Source organism: Stenotrophomonas maltophilia group sp. P373, from assembly GCF_053295075.1.
The window spans coordinates 1,831,548-1,854,563 of sequence record NZ_CM129994.1; the positions used below are offsets into that span (position 1 = coordinate 1,831,548).

General features: G+C 60.1%; 13 protein-coding genes and 1 pseudogene. 13 read left to right on the forward strand and 1 reads right to left on the reverse strand.

All coding sequences use genetic code 11. The features are described from left to right. Positions 1-42: 42 nt before the first annotated feature. The 13 genes and pseudogenes from moeB to ACSYHF_RS08570 all read left to right on the forward strand — a co-directional run. Positions 43-1,179 carry a molybdopterin-synthase adenylyltransferase MoeB gene (moeB, locus tag ACSYHF_RS08510; protein ID WP_447576240.1) on the forward strand — a complete coding sequence of 379 codons (1,137 nt, stop codon included), beginning with the start codon at positions 43-45 and terminating at the stop codon, positions 1,177-1,179. 323 nt (positions 1,180-1,502) lie between these two features. Continuing rightward, complete coding sequence (locus ACSYHF_RS08515; RefSeq protein ID WP_005416246.1) at positions 1,503-3,335, forward strand: monovalent cation:proton antiporter-2 (CPA2) family protein; 1,833 nt, start codon at positions 1,503-1,505, stop codon at positions 3,333-3,335. Between the two features lie 271 nt (positions 3,336-3,606). After that, a complete protein-coding gene (gene folD, locus ACSYHF_RS08520; RefSeq protein WP_005416247.1) occupies positions 3,607-4,485 on the forward strand; it encodes a bifunctional methylenetetrahydrofolate dehydrogenase/methenyltetrahydrofolate cyclohydrolase FolD in 879 nt (292 codons plus the stop codon). A gap of 435 nt (positions 4,486-4,920) precedes the next feature. Further along, positions 4,921-6,378, forward strand: a complete 1,458-nt coding sequence (guaB, locus tag ACSYHF_RS08525) for an IMP dehydrogenase (protein ID WP_005416248.1) — start codon at positions 4,921-4,923, stop codon at positions 6,376-6,378. Between the two features lie 107 nt (positions 6,379-6,485). After that, complete coding sequence (locus tag ACSYHF_RS08530; protein ID WP_447576430.1) at positions 6,486-6,965, forward strand: hypothetical protein; 480 nt, start codon at positions 6,486-6,488, stop codon at positions 6,963-6,965. After that, complete coding sequence (gene guaA, locus ACSYHF_RS08535) at positions 6,962-8,527, forward strand: glutamine-hydrolyzing GMP synthase (RefSeq protein WP_019661318.1); 1,566 nt, start codon at positions 6,962-6,964, stop codon at positions 8,525-8,527. Before ACSYHF_RS08530 ends, guaA begins: the two co-directional genes overlap by 4 nt. 745 nt (positions 8,528-9,272) lie before the next feature. Then, positions 9,273-12,563: a helicase-related protein gene (locus ACSYHF_RS08540; RefSeq protein WP_447576243.1), complete on the forward strand. Its 3,291-nt coding sequence runs from the start codon at positions 9,273-9,275 to the stop codon at positions 12,561-12,563. Further along, positions 12,560-13,219 carry a DUF4391 domain-containing protein gene (locus ACSYHF_RS08545; RefSeq protein WP_447576245.1) on the forward strand — a complete coding sequence of 220 codons (660 nt, stop codon included), beginning with the start codon at positions 12,560-12,562 and terminating at the stop codon, positions 13,217-13,219. Before ACSYHF_RS08540 ends, ACSYHF_RS08545 begins: the two co-directional genes overlap by 4 nt. A gap of 61 nt (positions 13,220-13,280) precedes the next feature. Continuing rightward, positions 13,281-14,276 (forward strand): AAA family ATPase, encoded by a 996-nt coding sequence (locus ACSYHF_RS08550; RefSeq protein WP_447576247.1) that lies wholly within the window; start codon positions 13,281-13,283, stop codon positions 14,274-14,276. A gap of 6 nt (positions 14,277-14,282) precedes the next feature. Then, positions 14,283-16,637, forward strand: a complete 2,355-nt coding sequence (locus tag ACSYHF_RS08555; protein WP_447576248.1) for a S8 family peptidase — start codon at positions 14,283-14,285, stop codon at positions 16,635-16,637. Positions 16,638-16,700: 63 nt separating this feature from the next. Further along, positions 16,701-18,704, forward strand: a complete 2,004-nt coding sequence (locus tag ACSYHF_RS08560; RefSeq protein ID WP_447576249.1) for a site-specific DNA-methyltransferase — start codon at positions 16,701-16,703, stop codon at positions 18,702-18,704. A 10-nt stretch (positions 18,705-18,714) separates the two neighbouring features. Further along, on the forward strand, positions 18,715-21,810 hold the full coding sequence (locus tag ACSYHF_RS08565; RefSeq protein ID WP_447576251.1) for a type III restriction-modification system endonuclease: 3,096 nt from the start codon (positions 18,715-18,717) through the stop codon (positions 21,808-21,810). Positions 21,811-22,023: 213 nt separating this feature from the next. Further along, positions 22,024-22,199, forward strand: a pseudogene (locus tag ACSYHF_RS08570) (IS3 family transposase); the annotation flags it as partial. A 68-nt stretch (positions 22,200-22,267) separates the two neighbouring features. On the opposite strand, the gene ACSYHF_RS08575 reads toward ACSYHF_RS08570, so the two are convergent. Further along, positions 22,268-22,624, reverse strand: a complete 357-nt coding sequence (locus ACSYHF_RS08575; RefSeq protein ID WP_164194225.1) for a hypothetical protein — start codon at positions 22,622-22,624, stop codon at positions 22,268-22,270. Between the last annotated feature and the right edge of the window lie 392 nt (positions 22,625-23,016).

Below are 23,016 nucleotides of genomic sequence, written 5' to 3' on the forward strand. Positions count from 1 at the left end.
TCGGTCAAGGCGGCTTGCCGCCGCGTGCGCGATAATGCGGCCATGAGCATCCAAGAGCTTTCCCCCGCGCAGGCGCGCGAGCGTCTGGCCCACGGCGCCGTGCTGATCGATGTGCGCGAGGCGCATGAACGGGCCGGCGGGATGGCCGAGGGCGCGCGCGGCGTGGCCAAGGGCGAGCTGCAGGCCGACCCGGCCGCGCATCTGCCGCGGCGCGACCAGGAGATCCTGCTGATCTGCCAGAGCGGCAAGCGCTCGGCCGATGCCGTGCAGTTCCTGCTGGAGGCCGGCTACACAAACGTCGCTTCCGTGACGGGCGGTACCGTGGCCTGGCGCGAGCAGTCGCTGCCCTTGGTGCAGCCGCTGGCCAGCGCCGCCGACCGCGATTTCTTTGATCGCTATTCGCGGCACCTGCTGCTGCCGCAGGTGGGCGAAGCCGGCCAGCGCCGGCTGCAGCAAGCGCGCGTGCTGGTACTGGGCGCGGGCGGGCTGGGCGCACCGGCTGGTTTCTACCTGGCAGCGGCTGGGGTAGGGCACCTGCGCCTCGCCGACCACGACCGCGTGGAGCGCAGCAACCTGCACCGGCAGATCGTGCATACCGAAGCCAGCGTCGGCCAGCTCAAGGTCGATTCCGCTCGCGAGCGCCTGCTGGCGCTGAATCCCTCCATCGAGGTCGAGGCGGTGCCGGAGCGGGTGACCTCTGAGAACGTGGATGCGCTGCTCGAGGGTGTGGACGTGGTGCTGGATGGCTCGGACAACTTCCCGCTGCGCTACCTGCTCAACGACGCCTGCATCAAGCACGCCAAACCGCTGGTGTATGCCGCCATCGAGCGCTTTGACGGCCAGGTAAGCGTGTTTGACGCCGGCCGCCAGCGCGGCGTGGCGCCGTGCTACCGCTGCCTGTTCCCGGAACCGCCGCCGCCGGAGTTTGCGCCGAACTGTTCCGAGGCCGGTGTGCTGGGCGTGCTGCCTGGCCTGGCCGGCGTGCTGCAGGCCACCGAGGTGCTGAAGCTGCTGCTGGGCATCGGCGAGCCGCTGGTGGGCCGCCTGCTGCGCTTCGATGCGCTGGGCATGCGCTTCCGCGAGACCGGCATCCGGCCGGACCCGCAGTGTCCGGTCTGCGCGCCGGGTGTGCCGTTCCCGGGATATATCGATTACGCCGCGTTCTGCCGGGGTGGGTGAACCCGGCCGGGGATTCATCCACGCATGGCGTGGATCTACCGGGGCGCGGCGGCTGTGCGTCATCCACGCATGGCGTGGATCTACTGTAGAGCCGAGCCCATGCTCGGCTGCTTCTGGCCTCGGCACGAAGAGCAGCCGAGCGTGGGCTCGGCTCTACAGGTCATGGCGCCCACCCAAGCATGTGCATGGTTTCGGGATGATGCTGGGAGTCACTCCCTGCATCGTTCCACTTCCAAGACAATCCGGCGCAACATGCGTGCTATTGCCGACATCGGCATTGCTCTATTGTTGAACCCGATTCTGGATCTTGGGGAACAGACCGCATGGCGGTAGAAGCAGCGACCAGCGAGCTGGTCAAGGTCGTCGCCCTGCTGGGCGCGGCGGTGGTGATGGTGCCCCTGTTCCGCCGGGCCGGCCTGGGCTCGGTGCTGGGCTACTTCGCCGCTGGCCTGGCGATCGGACCGTTCGGGCTGGGCTGGTTCTCCGACCCGCAGGCGATCCTGCATACCGCCGAGCTCGGCGTTGTGATGTTCCTGTTCGTGATCGGCCTGGAAATGCGGCCCTCGCATCTGTGGAGCCTGCGCAAGGAAATCTTCGGGCTGGGCACGCTGCAGATCGTCACCTGTGCGCTGGTGCTGACCAGCATCGCCAAGCTGTTCGGCCTGCCGTGGCAGGTGGCCTTCATCGGCGCCACCGGCTTCGTGCTCACCTCCACCGCGGTGGTGATGCAGCTGCTGGCCGAGCGCGGTGACATCGCGCTGCCGTCGGGGCAGAAGATCGTCTCCATCCTGCTGTTCGAAGACCTGCTGATCGTGCCGTTGCTGGCGCTGGTGGCGTGGATGGCGCCGGGCGCGGGCAGTGCCGATGGCGAGGGCTCGCGCTGGCTGTCGGTGGCGATCGGCGTGGGTGCCATCGTCGGCCTGGTGCTGGTCGGCCGCTTCCTGCTCAACCCGCTGTTCCGCGTGCTGGCCGAATCGAAGGCGCGCGAGGTGATGACCGCCGCCGCGCTGCTGGTGGTGCTGGGCGCGGCGCTGCTGATGCAGCTGTCCGGCCTGTCGATGGCGATGGGCGCGTTCCTGGCCGGTGTGCTGCTGAGCGAATCGACCTTCCGCCACCAGATCGAGGCGGACATCGAGCCGTTCCGCGGCATCCTGCTCGGCCTGTTCTTCCTCAGCGTCGGCATGGCGCTGGACCTGGGCGTGGTGGCCGGCAACTGGCAGCTGATCCTCGGCCTGGTGCTGGCGTTGATGGCGGCCAAGGCACTTTGCATCTACGTGGTCGCGCGCATCATGGGCAGCGACCACGCGCAGGCGCTGGATCGGGGCGTGCTGATGGCGCAGGGCGGCGAGTTCGCCTTCGTGCTGTTCTCCGCCGCCGCCTCGGCCGGCGTGATCAACCTGGAGATCAATGCCAACTTCACCGCCGTGGTGGTGCTGTCGATGGCGCTGACCCCGCTGGTGGTGCTGGTCTACAAGCGCATCGCGCCGAAGCCGACGGTAAACATGGATGGCGTGGACGAGGCCGAGGGCCTGTCCGGCAGCGTGCTGCTGATCGGCTTCGGCCGCTTCGGCCAGGTTGCCAGCCAGTCGCTGCTGGCGCGCGACGTGGACGTGACCATCATCGACAACGATGTGGAGATGATCCAGAGCGCCGCGCGCTTCGGTTTCAAGATCTATTACGGCGACGGCACGCGGCTGGACGTGCTGCATGCCTCGGGCGCGGCCACCGCACGTGCGATTGCGGTGTGCGTGGACAAGGCCGAGGCGGCTGACCGCATTGTTGAGCTGGTGTCGCACGAGTTCCCGCAGGCCAAGCTGATGGTGCGCTCGTTCGACCGCGAGCATTCGCTGCGGTTGATCCATGCCGGTGTTGATTTCCAGATCCGCGAGACGTTCGAGTCGGCGGTGCTGTTCGGCCAGGCCGCACTGGTGGAACTGGGTGCGGACGAGGACGATGCGATCGAAATTGCCGAGCAGATCCGTCGCCGCGATGCCGAGCGCTTCGAGCTGGAAATTGCCGGTGGTGGTCTGAATGCCGGCGCGAAGATGGTGTTCGGCAACTCCGGCCAGGGCGTGCCGACGCCGACGCCGTTCACCGCACCGAAGCGGGCAAGCAAGACCTTGAACCCGCAGGACGTGCCGGAAGAGGAAGAATAAAGCCCGGTAGTGCCGGCCGCTGGCCGGCAAATGTGCAAACGTTCCGACGACATGAGGGTGCCGGCCAGCGGCCGGCACTACCGTGTGGGGAATTGCCGAAGCCGGCGGTTGGTAATGCCGGCCGCTGGCCGGCAGATGCGCGAACGTTCCGACGTCATGAGGTTGCCGGCCAGCGGCCGGCACTACCGGTGCGCGGAGTCGGCGCACGGCGGTGGGCGAGGGGGCCTGAATCGGGGACAATAGCGTCCCCGCCGCCCCACGCCTGCCCCCGATGACTGATTCCGCCGCCCCGCATCCTGCCCGCATCCTTGATGGCCGCCGCATCGCCGAGGACCTGCTCGACAGCCTGAAGGTGCGCGTCGACGCCCGCGTGGCTGCTGGTGGCAGCCGTCCGGGCCTGGCCGTGGTGCTGGTCGGTGGCGACCCTGCCTCGACCGTGTACGTGCGCAACAAGCGCCGTGCCGCCGAGAAGGTCGGCATTGAAGCACATGACTACGATCTGCCGGCCGGTACCACCGAGGCCGAGCTGCTCGACCTGATCGACCAGCTCAATGCCGACCCGAAGATCAACGGCATCCTGATCCAGCTGCCGCTGCCTGGCATCCCCGACGCGCGCCGGCTGATCCAGCGCATCGACCCGCGCAAGGACGTGGACGGCTTCCACCCGGAAAACGTCGGCCACCTGGCCCTGCGCGAGTTCGGCCTGCGCCCGTGCACCCCGCGCGGCATCACCACGCTGCTGGGCCACACCGACCAGCCGGTGCGCGGCCGCAACGCCACCATCGTGGGCGTCAGCAACCACGTCGGCCGCCCGATGGGCCTGGAGCTGCTGATCGCCGGCTGCACCGTGACCAGCTGCCACAAGTTCACCCCCAAGGACGTGCTGGAACAGGCCGTGCGCAACGCCGACATCCTGGTGGTGGCGGTGGGCCGCCCGGGCATCGTGCCGGGCGAGTGGGTGAAGCCGGGCGCGGTGGTGATCGATGTGGGTATCAACCGGCTGGACGACGGCCGCCTGGTGGGCGACGTCGGGTTTGAGGCCGCCGCCCAGCGGGCCAGCTGGATCACCCCGGTGCCGGGTGGTGTGGGCCCGATGACCGTGGCCACGTTGATGCAGAACACCCTGGAAGCGGCGGAAGCGCTGAGCTGACCTCACCTGGGGCTGTTCTCAGGTGCCTGAGGGATAGTGCGGACCAACGGTCCGCACCCACCAAAGGCGCTTCAGGGCTGGCTCGGGTGATCCTCTCAAGGTGGGTGCCGACCGTTGGTCGGCACAATGCCGGTGCACAGGTATATGAAGGCAGTGCGGACCAACGGTCCGCACCCACCAAAGGCGCTTTAGGGCTGGCTCGAGTGATCCTCTTAAGGTGGGTGCCGACCGTTGGTCGGCACAATGCCGGTGCACAGGTGGCCGGTGCACAGGTGTATGAAGGCAGTGCGGACCAACGGTCCGCACCCACCGAGGCAGGTTCCAAACCCTCCTGAACCGATCACCGCCCGCGCGACACTGCGTCGCATCTGCCCCCTGCCACACGGCGCGAAAACAGGGTAAAATGTCGCGCTTCCCCACATCTCGGGTATGCCGATGCTGCGCATCCAGGCTGAAGCACTCACTTACGACGACGTCTCGCTCGTCCCCGCCCACTCGACCATCCTGCCCAAGGACGTCAACCTCGAAACGCGGTTGACCCGAGACCTGAAGCTGAAGCTTCCGATCCTGTCCGCCGCCATGGATACCGTCACCGAAGCCCGCCTGGCCATCGCCATGGCCCAGCTCGGCGGCATGGGCATCATCCACAAGAATCTCAGCCTGGAACAGCAGGCCGCGGAAGTGGCCAAGGTCAAGAAGTTCGAGGCCGGTGTCATCCGCGACCCGATCACCGTCGGTCCGGAAACCACCATCCGCGACGTGCTGGCCCTGACCCAGGCGCACAACATCTCCGGCGTGCCGGTGGTGGGCAGCGACGGCCAGCTGGCCGGCATCGTGACCCACCGCGACATGCGCTTCGAGACCGAGCTGGACGACCCGGTCCGCCACATCATGACCAAGAAGGATCGCCTGATCACGGTCAAGGAAGGCGCCGCGTCTGATGAAGTGCTGCAGCTGCTGCACCGCAACCGCATCGAAAAGGTGCTGGTGGTCAATGATTCGTTCGAACTGCGTGGCCTGATCACCGTCAAGGACATCCAGAAGAACACCGACTTCCCGAATGCTGCCAAGGACCTGTCGACCCGCCTGCTGGTCGGCGCGGCCGTCGGCGTGGGTGGCGATACCGATCGCCGCGTGGAAGCGCTGGTCGCCGCCGGCGTGGACGTGATCGTGGTCGATACCGCGCACGGCCACTCGCAGGGCGTGCTGGACCGCGTCAGCTGGGTCAAGAAGAACTTCCCGAACGTGCAGGTCATCGGTGGCAACATCTGCACCGGCGAAGCCGCACTGGCGCTGCTGGACAGCGGCGCGGACGCAGTGAAGGTCGGCATCGGCCCAGGTTCGATCTGCACCACCCGCGTCGTCGCCGGCGTCGGCGTGCCGCAGGTCACCGCCATCGATCTGGTGGCCGAAGCGCTGCAGGACCGCATCCCGCTGATCGCCGACGGTGGCATCCGCTACTCGGGCGACATCGGCAAGGCGCTGGCCGCCGGTGCCTCGACCATCATGGTCGGTGGCCTGCTGGCCGGTACCGAGGAATCGCCGGGCGAGACCGAGCTGTACCAGGGCCGTTCGTACAAGAGCTACCGCGGCATGGGTTCGCTGGCTGCCATGGAGAAGGGGTCGAAGGACCGCTACTTCCAGGACGCCGCCACCGCCGACAAGCTGGTGCCGGAAGGCATCGAAGGCCGCGTGCCGTACCGCGGCCCGGTGGGCGGCATCATCCACCAGCTGATGGGCGGCCTGCGCGCCACCATGGGCTACGTGGGCTGCGCCACCATCGAAGACATGCGCAGCAAGCCCAAGTTCGTGAAGATCAGCGGCGCCGGCCAGCGTGAGAGCCACGTCCACGACGTGACCATCACCAAAGAGCCGCCGAACTACCGCGCCTGATGCGCTTGCGAACTGCTCTTGCGATCACGGGCAGCCTGCTGATGGCAGGCTGTTCGGTGTCCGAACCGCCGCCGCGCTCCGGGTCTCCGGGCGCGGCGGTTTCGCAATTGCAGGACGTGCAGAAGTGCCAGAATTCATTCTCCCTGCCGGAAGGCTGGCACATGGAGGCTGCCGGCGAGCAGCGCTGGCTGCTGAAGGGCACGGGTGTGCGCCCGCTGCAGGTGATCCTGCAGTGCGTTACCGGACTGGGCCACCTCTTTGAAGATCCCAGGGTGATCGCAGAGCTGGGGCCGCTGGAGCCGAGCCGGATGAACGTGCGCTTCGTCGCATGGGGCGGCCCCGAACAATCCGGCTACCCCATGCGCGCCCTGCAACGGCGTTTCGTGCCCGGCACCGAAGTGCAGGAAGTCGCGGATCTGCCGCGCGCTGACCCCAACAACCGGCAGGCGCCACAGGGCCTGCTGATGCTGCGCTGGGACGAGGAAGACCCCTCACATATTCAACAACGCGAGGCGTTCATCGCCACGCTGACGCAGAGCCTTGAAGCGCCGGGCGCTGCGAAAAACACCACTGGAACGGCACCATGACCAACATCCATAACGACAAGATCCTCATCCTCGATTTCGGCGCGCAGTACACGCAGCTGATCGCCCGCCGCATCCGCGAGCTGGGCGTCTACTGCGAAATCTGGGCGTGGGACCACAACCCGGCCGAGATCGCCGCGTTCGGCGCGAAGGGCATCATCCTGTCCGGCGGCCCGGAATCGACCACGCTGCCGGGTGCCCCGGCCGCGCCGCAGGAAGTGTTCGACAGCGGCCTGCCGATCTTCGGCATCTGCTACGGCATGCAGACCCTGGCCGCCCAGCTGGGTGGTGCCACCGAAGCCGCTGACCAGCGCGAATTCGGCCACGCCGAAGTGAACGTGATCAACCCCGATGCGCTGTTCAAGGGCCTGAGCGACCACGGCGGCGAGCCGAAGCTGAATGTCTGGATGAGCCACGGCGATCACGTCTCCGTTGCACCGCCGGGCTTCACCATCACCGCCACCACCGACCGCATTCCGGTGGCCGCCATGGCCAACGAAGAAAAGCGCTGGTACGGCGTGCAGTTCCACCCGGAAGTGACCCACACCCTGCAGGGCCAGGCGCTGCTGCGCCGCTTCGTGGTGGACGTGTGCGGCTGCCAGACCCTGTGGACTGCCGCCAACATCATCGACGACCAGATCGCCCGCGTGCGCGAACAGGTGGGCGATGACGAAGTGATCCTGGGCCTGTCCGGCGGCGTCGATTCGTCCGTGGTGGCTGCGCTGCTGCACAAGGCCATCGGCGAGAAGCTGACCTGCGTGTTCGTGGATACCGGCCTGCTGCGCTGGCAGGAAGGCGACCAGGTGATGGCGATGTTCGCCGAGCACATGGGCGTAAAGGTGGTGCGCGTGAATGCCGCCGACCGTTACTTCGCTGCGCTGGAAGGCGTAAGCGACCCGGAAGCCAAGCGCAAGATCATCGGCAACCTGTTCGTTGAGATCTTCGACGAAGAATCGAGCAAGCTGAAGAACGCCAAGTGGCTGGCGCAGGGCACCATCTACCCGGACGTGATCGAGTCGGCCGGCAGCAAGACCGGCAAGGCGCATGTGATCAAGAGCCACCACAACGTGGGCGGCCTGCCGGAGCACATGAAGCTGGGCCTGGTGGAGCCGCTGCGTGAGCTGTTCAAGGACGAAGTGCGCCGCCTGGGCGTTGAGCTGGGCCTGCCGCGCACCATGGTCTACCGCCATCCGTTCCCGGGCCCGGGCCTGGGCGTGCGTATCCTGGGCGAAGTGAAGCGCGAATACGCCGAACTGCTGGCCAAGGCCGATGCCATCTTCATCGATGAGCTGCGCAAGGCGGACCTGTACGACAAGACCAGCCAGGCGTTTGCCGTGTTCCTGCCGGTGAAGTCGGTGGGCGTGGTAGGCGATGCGCGGGCTTATGAGTGGGTGATTGCGCTAAGGGCCGTGGAGACGATCGACTTCATGACGGCTCATTGGGCGCATCTGCCGTATGAGTTCCTGGGGACGGTGAGCAACCGGATCATCAATGAGTTGCGGGGGGTGTCGCGGGTGGTTTATGACATCTCGGGGAAGCCACCGGCGACTATTGAGTGGGAATGAGTTGAAAGAACGAGGGCGCCGAGAGGCGCCCTTGTTGGTTCTGAGGTGCACTGGTGAATGGCTCACCTTTGATGGCGGGACTGCCGTTGATCCTTCCCGGTCAGCCATGCCTGCCACTCGCGAACGGGCCTTGGTTCAGGATATGGGGGTCTATTGCCGCTAACTGGCAATTTGCGGGGGAACGACATCATTCAATGGCTATGATTCTTAGGTTGGCTAGGATTACATTTCCATTCACTCGCTCGCCCCCCCGAGTATCTGGCCGCGCTTCTCCGGACGGCAACAGTCAAGTTTCCCGTTTGTTGACCTTTCTACTGCTTTACTACTTGGACTATGCCGTTGGCTGCTACATCAGTTTGGAGCGCATGTTCCAGGGGGGGGCAAGGAGGGCTAATATGAGATGTTGGACGCCAGCTCGCAGGCTTGGGGTCAGGGGCTGTTGGGGCTGCGCGACGTCAAACCTTGGCTCGATTAACCCCGGGGGGCGTTGCTGCTTCCCTGCCGTGAGTTCGAGGAGCGTGTTGGCGCCATCGAGCTGGGCGTGGCAGCAAAGACGACCGGGTGCGGACAGGCGTTCTGGGGCGCATCCTGCCGTTCTCGATTTTTGAAATTGGAGTGGCCTGCCCGAGCGCGAGCTGCGACATGATGAGGCTGGTGCTGTGAGCGATGAAATCATAGTGGTTGATCGAGTCGACTGGCTAGGGGTGAGGAGCGAAATGAATCAAGCAAGCTTAAGGGGAGCACGATGGAACTGATCGACAACATCAGCCGTTTGCTGGGTGACGATCTCAAGCAGACTCTCAAGCCCGGTGCACGTCTGAAGATCGCGGCCTCGTGCTTTTCGATGTATGCCTTTGAGGCGCTGAAAGCTGAGTTGGAAAAGATCGACGAGCTGAACTTCATCTTCACCTCGCCGACCTTTGTGGCTAATGACGTCGCCGACCAGATTCGCAAGGAGCGGCGGGAGTTCCACATTCCCAAGCTCGAACGGGAACGCAGCCTCTACGGTAGCGAGTTTGAAATACAGCTTCGCAACAAACTCACCCAGCGGGCGGTGGCCAAGGAGTGTGCCGACTGGATGCGGCGCAAGGCCACGTTCCGCAGCAACCGCACCAAAGCGCCTATGCAGCAGTTCGCCTGTGTGCAGGCTGGCGTTATGGAAACTGCGTACATGCCGCTGCACGGCTTCACTGCTATCGATCTCGGCTACCAGCAAGGCAATGCGGTGTCCAACCTTGTCAACAAAATGGACGAGACCCTCTTTTCTGCCACTTACCTCAGTCTGTTCGACCAGATTTGGAACGACTCCGAAAAACTGGAGGACGTGACCGAGCAGATCTGCGAGCACATCGCCTCGGTCTATCAGGAGAATTCGCCCGAGAGCATCTACTTCCTGATGCTCTACAACATCTTCAACGAGTTCCTCGACGACATCGATGGAGACGTGTTGCCCAACGATCGCACGGGCTACCAGGACACGCTGATCTGGAACAAGCTCTTCAACTACCAGAAGGATGCGGCCACCGGCATCATCAACAAGCTGGAAACTTACAGTGGTTGCATCCTGGCCGACAGCGTCGGTCTCGGCAAGACCTTCACTGCGCTGGCCGTGATCAAGTACTACGAGTTGCGGAACAAATCCGTGTTGGTACTTTGCCCCAAGAAGCTGGCCGACAACTGGCTCAACTACAACCGCAACCTCAAGACCAACATCTTCGCCCGCGACCGGTTCAGCTACGACGTGCTGTGCCATACGGATCTTTCGCGCACCAGCGGCGAATCCTTCGGCACACCGCTCAATCGCATCAACTGGGGCAACTACGATCTGGTCGTCATCGACGAGTCGCACAACTTCCGTAATAACGACGCCTACAAGGACAAGGAAACACGCTACCAGAAGCTGATGCGCAAGGTCATTCAGGAAGGGGTGAAGACCAAGGTGCTGATGCTGTCGGCTACACCAGTCAATAACCGCTTCAACGACCTGCGCAACCAGCTTGCACTGGCCTACGAAGGCGACTCGGAAAGCCTCAGCAAGAAACTACGCACCAGCAAGTCGGTGGAAGAAGTTTTTCGCAATGCCCAGGCAGTCTTCAACACCTGGTCAAAGCTGCCGCCGGAAGAGCGTACCGCGCGAGCAATTCTTGATTCGCTGGATTTCGACTTCTTCGAGCTGCTCGACAGCGTCACCATTGCACGCTCGCGCAAGCACATCCAGACCTTCTACGACACCAAGGACATCGGCCAGTTTCCCGAGCGCCGCAAGCCGCTGTCGTTCCACTGCCGCCTGACCGAGCGGTCAGATGTGCTGGGTTTCAATGAGATCTTCGAGCAACTTTCCCTGCTCAAGCTGGCCGTGTATGCGCCCATCAGCTACATCCTGCCCAGTCGTCTGAAGAAATACGAGGAAATCTACGACACTAAGGTCGGCGGCAAGGGCACGCTGCGTCAGGCTGACCGTGAAAAGAGCTTGCAGGCCCTGATGACGGTCAACCTGCTCAAGCGTCTCGAAAGCTCGGTACAGTCATTCCGAATCACCCTGCAATCGCTGCGCGCCAACAACGAAGCGACGCTGGCCAAAATTGCCGTGTTCAACCAATCCGGCGGCGCGGCGACAGTGGGTGACCTTACGGGGATGCTGGATGGGCTGGATGCCGAGGACGATGACCTGCCAATGCCCAGTGACGAGGGCGGCGAGATCGGCGGAAAGATCAAGATCAGCCTCGCCGACATGGACTTGCCATCCTGGGAGCACGAACTCAAGGTTGACTTGCAGGTCATCGACGCCCTGCTGGCCTCGATGAACAAGATCACCCCGCAAGACGATGCCAAATTGCAGCACCTCAAGGCGCAACTGCTCGGCAAGATCGACAACCCCATCAACCCCGGGAACAGGAAGGTGCTGATCTTCACCGCCTTTGCCGACACCGCCGATTACCTGTACGCCCATCTTGCGCCGGAGCTACTGGCCAGGCACGCCATCCACGCCGCCAAGGTCACCGGCAAGGGCGCGCCGCAGTCCACCATCAAGAGCGGCACACACAAGCGCAGCTACGACTTCCAGGAACTGCTTACCCTGTTCTCCCCTCGTTCGAAAGAGAAGGCCGTGGTGCTGCCGAACGAGCCGCACGAAGTCGATCTGCTCATCGGCACCGACTGCATTTCCGAAGGCCAGAACCTGCAGGACTGCGACTACCTGATCAATTACGACATTCACTGGAACCCGGTGCGCATCATCCAGCGCTTTGGTCGGGTGGATCGCATCGGTTCGCCCAACAGCAGCATCCAGCTGGTCAACTACTGGCCCGACATTTCGCTCGACGAATACATCAACCTCAAGGAGCGCGTTGAGAGCCGGATGATGATCGCCGACGTTACCGCCACCGGCGACGACAACGTGCTGTCCGCGCAAGCCAATGACGTGTCGTACCGCAAGGAGCAACTGCGCCGCTTGCAGGAAGACGTCATTGAGCTAGAGGATTTGAAGACCGGTGTCTCCATCACCGATCTTGGCCTAAATGACTTCCGCATGGACTTGCTCAACTATGTCAAGGCCCACGGAGAACTGAGCAACGTGCCCAACGGGATGCACGCCGTCGTGCCCGCCCAACCTGAAATGGGCTTGCGCCCAGGGGTGATCTTCACGCTGCGCAACCTCGATTTAGGCATCAACCTCAACCAGCACAATCGCCTGCACCCGTACTGCCTCGTCTACATCAACCGCGAAGGCGAGATCATTCACGACCATACCGAGGTCAAGCGCCTGCTCGATCTGGCGCGCACATGCTGCAAGGGGCAGGACAAACCCATCGTGGACGTGTACCAGCGCTTCAATCAGGAAACCGCCGATGGCCGCAGGATGCAGCCCTACTCCGACCTGCTGGGCAAGGCCATCCGCTCGATGATCGAGGTCCAGGAAGAAAAGGATCTGGACAGCCTGTTCACCAGCGGCAAGACCACGGCGCTAACGGGCACCATCTCCGGGCTGGACGACTTTGAACTCATCAGCTTCCTCGTGATTCAGGAGGCCGGATGAGCGCGCTGATCGCCTACCCCAAGCAGGCCGCCTTCGGGCGTGTTCTGCCCAAGAACAAGATCTACGAATACAGCGGAGCCAACACCCGACTCAAAGACCTGTTCGTCAAACAGGTGGAGCAGATCATCTGGCAGTACAAGCTGGCCCCCGAAACGCTGCATCTGCCCGCACGCCATGACGTACCCGAAATCCAGATTTTCAGCATCCAGCTCAAAACGCAGGAACTGCACGCCGATGTGCTGCGCTGCATCGACGGGGCTATCCCGTTCCCCATTGTGTTCGAGCTGACTTTCGACGGCAAAACGCAGGTGGTCGCCGCCTACAAGCGCCCGAACGAAGCCGATACCAGCCGCTGGGTGCCCTCGGACTACTTTGCATCGGACTGGCTGTCAACGGATAGCGAACGCACCGCGATGCCTGTGGCCTTGCATCTGGGCGGCCTGTACGAGCAAGTGTTGCGCCGCCTGATCCCACTGTCAGCTCGGCCACAGGAAACACTGGCCGAGCTGGTGGCGCGCGTCGAACAGGCGCAAGCCAAGCAGCGCGAATTGGATAAGACCACGGCGCGGCTGGGCAAGGAAAAGCAGTTCAATCGCAAGGTGGAGATCAATGCCGAACTGCGGAAGCTGAGAACTGAACTGAACGGGTTAAAGTAACCAAGAGTTGAGAGTCATGCTTTTGACACGACAAGCGTGGCTCTGGGAAAGGAGAAAGATCATGGCCACAGCCAAGCTGCTTAGACAACTTATTAAAACTGGAACTGAAGGCAATCAGGATGCCTTCAAGCGTGTTTCCGAACAGTTGATTCAGGAGGAGCGCACCAAGAATCACCATTTGCTGGCGAATGACCTGGAGAGAATTCTCTACGGTCGCCGTAATGCTGGTGGGTCCGCCAACTCGTTGCTGAGTGATCGCATACCTAAAGATAAAGAGCGCAACCTGCCTCTCTTACAGATCAAAGAGGCAGTCCGGCGCATGGAAGACGTCGTCTTGTCGGATGAAAATACGTCTTTGCTGAATGAGTTGCTGCAAGAACACCATCGAGCGGATGCGCTGCAAAGCTATGGTCTGTATCCCGCAGATCGCCTGTTGTTTTGTGGCCCACCCGGATGCGGGAAAACGTTAACGGCTGAGGTACTGGCCAGTGAGTTGGGCTTGCCGCTGGCTATAGTCCGTATTGATAGCGTAGTGTCTTCTCTTCTTGGGGAAACGGCAGCCAATCTGAGGCAAGTCTTTGACTTTATAGCCACCGTGCCGATGGTTGTATTGTTCGACGAGTTCGATGCGTTGGCCAAGGAGCGTGCCGATACTGCAGAGCATGGCGAATTGAAGCGCGTGGTGAATGCCTTCCTGCAAATGCTGGATGCTTATGAAGGTAAAAGCATCCTAGTTGCCGCCACCAACCATGAGCGTATTCTCGATGCCGCCATCTGGCGCCGGTTTGATGAGGTATTGGTCTTTGAATCGCCCAATCTGGAGCAGTTGCGACGGCTGTTGACCATCAAGCTGCGTGGATTACGCCGTGAATTCGAGATTGAGGACGCTCGCATTACGAGCCTGTTCAAAGGTATGAGTCATGCTGATGTGGAGCGCGTTCTGCGTCGGGCAGCCAAAGATATGGTGTTGACTGGAAAAGAATTTCTCAGTGAACGGCATCTGCAATCCGCCATTCGTCGTGAAGATGCCCGCAGGGCACGTATACAAGGGAGCTAAGTCGTCATGGAGGAGAACTTTCCGCATCTGAACATACAACGAGAAGCACCAGTCAATGAAAAGCGCTCTGGAACCTACATGCCGCCGCCACCGCCAGCGGATGTTCGTGGGCATGGGCGCGGACTGCTGACCAAATTGGTCAATGCCAAAGAAGAAGCCAGTGAAGATGTAGGTGGCTTTGATGAGCGCAAGCTTTTCCGCTTTACGGTGCAGAAAGGATTCAACCCGGATGACCTGAGAAAGATTTCCACTGAAATCGAGTTTGTCAGCCAGGAAGAAGAAACCGTCGTTATCGGCTTCGCCACCAATGCCGCATTGGCGCAGTTTGAAGCTCGCCTTGCCAGTATGGCGGCGGGTGAACAGGTTACCAATAAAGAAGTGATCTATGCCCTGCAAAGCGTGGATGGCTGGAGTGCTGAAAATCGAAAAGGCTGGGCGCTGAAGCAGCAAGGCTTCCCGGATCGGGATGAGTTCATGCTGGATGTTGAGCTATGGCCGCTGGAAGACAGTCATCAGGCGAGGCAGCAAGCCTGGCAAGCGTTTGAAAGCTGGCTGGCAGAACAAGGTATCGAGAAGTTGGATCAGATCACGAAGCCAGAGCTGACACTTTACCGCCTGCGCGGCACAGCCGCACATGCGGACACGCTGCTTCACCATCGGGATGTCCGATCCATTGACTTGCCGCCCAACTTTGCGCTGGAGCGATCGGTCGTCTTTCAGAATATTCATAAGATTCCTGATATCCAAGCTCCTTCAGCGCAAGCGCCGGGCGTGGTAGTGCTTGATAGTGGCATTGCCGACGGCCACCCTCTGCTGAAAGCCGCTGTCGGCGAGGCCAAGAGTTTCTTGCCGAGTGAAGGGCCACACGATGAAAATGGGCACGGCACGCATGTTGCCGGCTTGGCGCTTTACGGCGACTTTGAAAAACATCTGCGTGCCGGCACTTTTGTGCCAACTTTGCGCTTGTACAGTGGCCGGATTCTCGACAAACATAATGAGAACACCACGGGATTTGTGGAGAACCAGATAGAAGAAGCTGTTCGCTATTTTGTAAAGAAGCATGGTTGTAAAGTGTTCAACCTGTCTTTCGGGGATGCCAACAAGCCCTACCTGGGCGGACATCTGAAAGGCTTGTCGGTGACGTTGGATACTCTATCGCGAGAATTGGGTGTGCTGTTTGTCGTGTCCTCTGGAAATCATCGAATCAATGAAGATTCTCCCGATGGTTTGGAATGGCGTGATCAGTATCCAGGCTATCTTCTGAGTGATGCCTGGCGACTCATCGAACCAGCACCGGCATTGAATGTGCTGACGGTTGGTAGTCTGGCGCGCCACAACCAAACCTTCAACAGCCAGTACCATTCTGCGGACCCTGCAGAACTACCGATTGCACAGCCGGACCAGCCATCGCCATTCACTCGTAGCGGCCATTCTGTCGATGGCGCTATCAAGCCGGAGCTGATGGCGTATGGTGGAAATTGGGCAATCAATACACGGGCCAACTACGCATTACTGGACAGAACCGCTGGATTGGGTGTGGTATCAACCAGTTACCAGTTTGCGGGCGGTCATCCTTTTATGGTGGATGTTGGCACCAGCATGGCTGCACCCCAAGTAGCGCATCTGGCCGCCTCCGTGCTTCATGAACACCCAGATGCCACTGCCAACTTCGTGCGTGCCCAACTCTGCTTGAATGCTGTGCTGCCAGATGCCAGCCAACAACTGGTGGATCAGCATAAGGCACTTAAACGTGCATGTGGTTATGGGCAGGTGGATGAAGCCGCCCTGCATCGCTCGCTGGAAAGCGCCGTCACGCTGATTACGGATGGCAAGATCGAGAACAAGCGGCATCATTTCTACGAAATACCCATTCCGCCGGAATTTACCAGCGGAGGCAAAAAACGCCTACGGGAAATCGCCGTTGCGCTGGCCTATATGCCGCCTGTGCGCTCAACGCGCATCAAGTACCGTGCTACACGTATTGACTTCAGGCTGGTCGCCGCTCGTGACCTTGAACATGTCACGACCATGTTCAACAAGGCGACTAAAAAGGAAGATTACCAAAGCATCCAGGAACTGGCAGGCGCAACCGTCGGCCAGGTGGCTCGTAGCAAAGGGACTGTTCAGGCCGATTTTTGGCGGTTCAAACAGTTCCAGAAAGATTCGGCATTACGAACAAAAAAGCTGTTTGTGGTGGTCACGCGCAATGACTTTCCGTGGGGGGAGAGCCTGTGCGACAGCGAAGAAGGTTATTCGCTTTTGGTCAGCCTACGTGACAAGGAGAATCTTTTGGCTCAACTCTATACCCAGGTCAAAGCACGGCTCGATGCCAGGGTTCCGCTCTTGCGTGTCCGTAGCTAAACTCCGTTGGCCCGCACATAGAGCAAAAAATTCAAGAGGCTGTTATTCGTGGATAAGTTAAAAATGCACTCGCCCAACCTGACCGAAGACAACATCGCGCGCATCCGCGACTTGTTCCCCAGCTGCGTGACCGAGGCGCGAGGCGAGGACGGTAGTGTGAAGCTGGCGGTGGATTTCGACCAGTTGCGGCAGGAGCTTTCGGTTTCGTTGGTGGAGGGGCCACAGGAGCGGTATCACCTGAACTGGCCGGGCAAGCGCGAGGCGCTGCTCATGGCCAATGCGCCGATTGCAAAGACCCTGCGCCCGGTGCGCAGCGAGAGCGTGGACTTCGATACCACGAAGAACCTGTTCATCGAAGGCGACAACCTAGATGCGTTGAAGCTGTTGCAGGAGACGTATTTAGGAAAAGTGAAGATGATTTACATCGACCCGCCGTACAACACAGGAAGTGATTTCATTTACGAGGATGATTTTTCCGAAGATGCGGTGGGCTATTTGCGTCGCTCCAATCAGGTGGACGAGGGAGGTAATCGCCTCATCGCTAATGCTGCAACGAATGGTCGGTTTCACTCTGATTGGCTGACAATGATCTATCCCCGACTGAAACTGGCGAGGAATCTGCTTGCCGAGGATGGGGTTATCTTTGTTTCAATCGACGACAATGAGTCTGCGAATCTCAAGCACCTTTTGGATGAGGTGTTTGGTGAAGGAAATTTCATCGACACAATTGCAGTTGAGATGTCGACGACATCTGGTCCCAAGACGGTTAATGCCCAGCAGGGCACAATTGTGAAGAATGTGGAATTCGTTCATGTATATAGAAAATCGGTTGAGTTTGACGAGAGGCCCCATAAGCCACTCTTGGATGGTATTGATGCGTACGATACTCATTATTCAATTTGGCTAAATGATGATGGGACTCTGGGTAGCCTCGCGGAGCAACTACTTTCGGATAGTCGGGTTGGCGAGGATATCCGCCGTTATGGGCTTGTAGAGCGGGGACGATTTAGTCTCAAGAACATCGACAAACTGTTGGCCGTCTCAGAAGCGGTAAGAACCTTTATTTCTGAAAATCTCAGAAGAATTGCGAGCGTCGATAGACCTCCTGTTTCAGCTGCAGGAAAGGTAATTCAACCGGGTCTATGGGAGCCATTTGAAACAGATCATCGCACTTATTTTCTCACTACACTTGAGAATGGCACGCTCAGGGCCTTAATTCCTCTTGCATTGAATTATCGTATGTCAGATGACTACCGGCCGCGATTCGGAAGAACTGTTATTCGCGGAGATCTTTGGAAGGGCTTTCATCAAGACATGGGGAATGTTGCTAAAGAGGGTGGCATTGCATTCGCGAATGGCAAGAAGCCAGTTCGCTTGATAAAGCAATTGATGAAGTGGGCAGATAACAATAGGGGCGGGATTGTTCTTGATCTATTCGCAGGTTCGGGTACTACAGCTCAAGCCGTGATGGAGGCGAATGCCGAAGACGAGGGAAACCGCCGCTTTATTATGGTGCAAGTTGCTGAAACGCCAGATCCTAAGTCAGATGCTGCAAAGGAAGGGTATGCATCGATCGCCGAGCTATCTCGCGAACGTATACGTAAGGCCGGGATATCCATTCTTTCGAACTTGAAATTTCCAGAAAGAGGTGTCGACGTTGGCTTTCGTTCCTTGAAGATCGAAACATCAAATATGGCTGATATCCATTATGTTCCCGATGGAGTTCGCCAGGTTGACCTGATCTACGCTGTCGACAACATCAAGCCTGACCGCACGGCGGAAGACCTGCTGTTCCAGGTGATGCTGGACTGGGGCGTTGACCTCGCCCTGCCCATCGAGAAGAGGTCCATCCAGGGCAAGGATGTATTCTTCGTGGATGGCGGTGCACTGGCCGCCTGCTTCGACGCTCATGGCGGCGTGGACGAAGCCTTCGTCAAGGAACTGGCCACGCACAAGCCGCTGCGCGTGGTGTTCCGCGATGCGGGGTTCAAAGACAGCGCCGTCAAGATCAACGTGGAGCAGATCTTCAAGCTCTTGTCGCCATCCACCGAAGTGAAGAGTATTTGAGGGGACTGCGATGAAGCTGAAGTTCAAAACGCAGGCCTACCAGACTGCCGCCGTACAGGCCGTGGTGGACTGTTTCAATGGGCAGGTGCCGCAGCACGGCGGCATTCGCTATCGTCTTGATCCCGGCAGCCGCAAGGCGGCACCGGCCAGCCCGCAAGGTGCGCTGGCGCTGGAGGCCGCGCCAGAGGCAGCGGCAGCGGCAGAGCAGGAGGCGGCTTTCCGCAACGCCGACCTCACCCTGTCGGAGCTGGTTCTGCTGGACAACGTCCACGCCGTGCAACGAGCCCAGAACCTGCCGCTGTCTGATGCGCTGGTCAAAACCAAGGTGGCCAAGGTCAATCTCGACATCGAGATGGAGACCGGCACTGGCAAGACTTACTGCTACATCAAGACCATCTTCGAGCTGAACAAGCTGTACGGCTGGAGCAAGTTCATCATCGTGGTGCCCAGTATCGCCATCCGCGAGGGCGTGGCCAAGTCGCTGGCGATTACCGCTGAACATTTCCTGGAGAGCTATCAGAAGAAGGCACGTTTCTTCATCTACAACTCCAAGCAACTGCACCACTTGGAGAGCTTCTCGTCGGACGCGGGCATCAATGTGATGGTCATCAACGTGCAGGCCTTCAATGCCACTGGCAAAGACAATCGCCGCATCTACGAGGAACTGGACGACTTCCAGTCCCGCCGCCCCATCGACGTTATCAGCGCCAACCGCCCGGTCCTGATACTGGATGAGCCGCAGAAGATGGAAGGCAAGAAAACGCTGGATTCCCTGGAAGCGTTCAAGGCACTGATGGTGCTGCGCTATTCGGCCACCCACAAGACCACCCACAACAAGATTCACCGCCTCGATGCGCTGGACGCCTACAATCAGAAGCTGGTGAAGAAAATTTCCGTGCGCGGCATCGCGGTGAAGGGACTGGCGGGCACGGCAGGCTATCTGTACCTGCAATCCATCGAAATTTCGAGCAAGAAGCCACCCGAGGCGCGCGTCGAGTTCGAGCAGAAGGCGGCGGGCGGCAACATCAAGCGCGTGGTGAGAAAGCTCGGCAAGGGCGACAACCTGTTCGATCTGTCGGGCGGGCTGGATCAATACCGCGACTACGTGGTGGCAGACATCAACGCCAACACCGACACCCTGAGCTTTACCAATGGCGTTGAGCTGACGGTCGGCGACGCCACTGGCGACGTAACCGAGGCTGCGCTGCGCCGCATCCAGATTCGGGAAGCCATCAAGGCGCACTTCGACAAGGAACAGGCGCTGTTCCAGCAAGATGTGAAGGTGCTGACCCTGTTCTTCATCGATGAGGTGGTCAAGTACCGCGACTACGCGCAGGCGGACGAAAAAGGCGAATACGCCCGCATCTTTGAAGAGGAGTACACGCAGTACCTGAACGAGATGCTCGACCTGGACGAGACGGCCTACGTCAAGTATCTGAAGGGCATTTCGGCGGACAAGACCCACAGCGGATACTTCTCCGTCGACAAGAAGAGCAAGCGCGACGTTGATCCGAGCATTGCAAAGACGGGTGAAAACAAAGGTCTGTCGGACGATGTGGATGCCTACGACCTGATCTTGAAGGACAAGGAGCGCTTGTTGTCGCTTGCCGAGCCGGTGCGTTTCATTTTTTCGCACTCGGCCCTGCGTGAAGGCTGGGACAACCCGAATGTGTTCGTGATCTGCTTCTTGAAGCATCCCGACTACAACAACGAGGTCACACGTCGACAAGAGGTGGGGCGTGGCTTGCGGCTGTCCGTCAACCAGACAGGCGACCGGATGGATCATCCGGCAACAGTGCACGACGTGAACGTGCTGACCGTGGTCGCCAGCGAGAGCTTCAAGGACTTTGTGGCCGCGCTGCAGAAGGACATCAGCGATTCTCTGTCGGAACGTCCACGCGTGGCAAACGAGGAATACTTCACTGGCAAGGTGCTGAAAACGGCGACCGGCGACGTACCGGTTACGCCGCAACTGGCGAAGCAAATCTACCGTTATCTGGTTAAGAACGACTACACAGACGATTCAGACCGGATCGCGGGTGCGTATCACGATGCCAAGAAGGCAGGAACGCTGGCCGATCTGCCAGACGAACTGAAGCCGCACGCGGCGCAGGTGTACCAGCTTATCGACAGTGTGTTCAGTGCTAGCCAATTGCCTGACATCGACGACGACCGCAAACCCAAGAAGAACCCGCTCAACGCCAACTTCGACAAACAGGAGTTCAAGGCGCTGTGGAACCGCATCAACCGCAAGGCGGCCTACAGTGTCGATTTCGACTCGGACGAGTTGGTGAAAAAGGTGGTCAAGGAGTTGGACGCAGCTCTGCGCGTGACCCCGCTGCAATACACCATCCAGGCCGGCGAACAGATCGACCAGGTGACTGACGAGGTGCTGAAGCGTGGAGATGGTTTCAAAGTTTCCGAGACAAAGACCGAATACAATAATCAGTCGATCCATTCAGCGGTCAGGTACGACCTGATCGGCAAGCTAGCCGAAGGTACTCAATTGACTCGTCGCATGGTGGCGGAAATCCTCAAGGGTATTAACGTCGCGGTTTTTGCACAGTTCAAGACCAATCCGGAAAGTTTCATCGCCGAGGCCACGCGACTCATCAACGAACAAAAGGCCACGGTCATCATCGAACACCTGGCCTACGATCCCGTCGAGGACAAGTTCGACCTCGACATTTTTACCGCCGGGCAGACCAAGCAGGACTTCAGCAAGGCCGGTGACAAGCTTCAGCGACACATCTACGACTATGTGCTGACGGATTCGAAGGTAGAGCGGGAGTTCGTGAAAGAGCTGGACACAGCAAATGAAGTGGTGGTCTATGCCAAATTGCCACGCGGTTTCCTAATCCCCACACCCGTGGGCGACTACAACCCGGATTGGGCGATCAGCTTCAAGGAAGGCGTTGTTAAGCACGTCTATTTTGTGGCGGAGACCAAGGGCTCCATGTCGTCGATGGACCTGCGTGAGATCGAAAAGACCAAGATCCAGTGCGCCCGCAAGTTCTTCGATGAGATGAGCCGCCGCTACGCCCCGGAGAACGTCAAGTACGACGTTGTGGACAGTTTCAGCAAGCTGATGGAGGTGGTGAAGTAGCGGATGCCAGGTCCTTCATCGTCCGAGATGAATGATGGTGATTTACGACCGTACTTGCCCAAGCTCTCGGCGGATGATTTGTCGTGCTGCGTTATCCTGGGTGCGGAGGGCATCGCTCAGCGCTCTGACGGGTGGTCCTCCTGCCGCTGGTGCAGACCACCCAGTCAGAGCTTCATAGCGGCATTGCGCGTACTGATGAAGAAGGCTATGCAAGGGCTGCTCAAGCGTGAGCGGATCTACAGGGAAACAAGCCACCCCGCACTGGGTGCAGCACGAGCGGAGGTGTTTGACCACCTCGTGCGACCCCACAATTCAAGAATGCGGCGAGGGTCACTAGGTAAGATCAGAATTTCGCAGCTCTCTTACAACCGCCCGTGATAGCTGGCTAGAACTCCCATTGCCCGGACACAGAAATCGGACACTCTCAGCCATGCCGAGCCAAGATTCATCAAGCCAATCACTCCGGCCTAACCTCCTGACAAGCCCACTCAACCAACCCCCGGCAAGCCAGAAATAGCCCATCAACAACCCCCTCATCCAAATGCCGCTCCGGCTCCGCTGCCACCCGGCAGCGGTCTGCGGCATGCAACAGCTCCAGCACCGTCAGCGCTCCCACCATTGCGCGCTCGCTCCTCGCCAGGCTCACGCGGCGGCCGGGTGATACATCGGTTTCTGGCCAAGGATGCCCATCCGCCCCCTCGCAGCCGCGCATGCGCTTGAGGATGCCGAGCAGGGAGTTCAGGTCGGGCAGGGGAGTGTCGTCGTTGATGGGTTCAACAACGGTGTACGAAGAGAAGGTGTCGGATTCGTTCATGGCGTCGGCTTCCGTGGCTGTGCTTAACAGCGCCACCGCGAAGGGGTGGCGGACGGTGCGGGTTGCAAACCGGGACGCAGAGAAGTGACCGGCGGGCCCGAAGACCCCCACGCACCGTCCGCCATATAGGCCGACGGTTTGCCAGTCGGCACCGCCTCAAGGACGGTGCCGACTGGCAAGCGTATTCACTCTGCGTCTCGGGTTTGCACGCCCGGCCACCCGGTATCGGTGGCGCGTCATGGTGTTTACGCCGCCGCTCTGAATGCCAATAGAAATTCGCGAAGGAATCGCGGAATCCGAGAGCGAAGAACTATTGTTGCACGCGCCCTTCGTGCAGCACGCGACGCCGGCAGACGCATTCGCGCAGCTGCTCTGCTGATGGCGAATCAAAC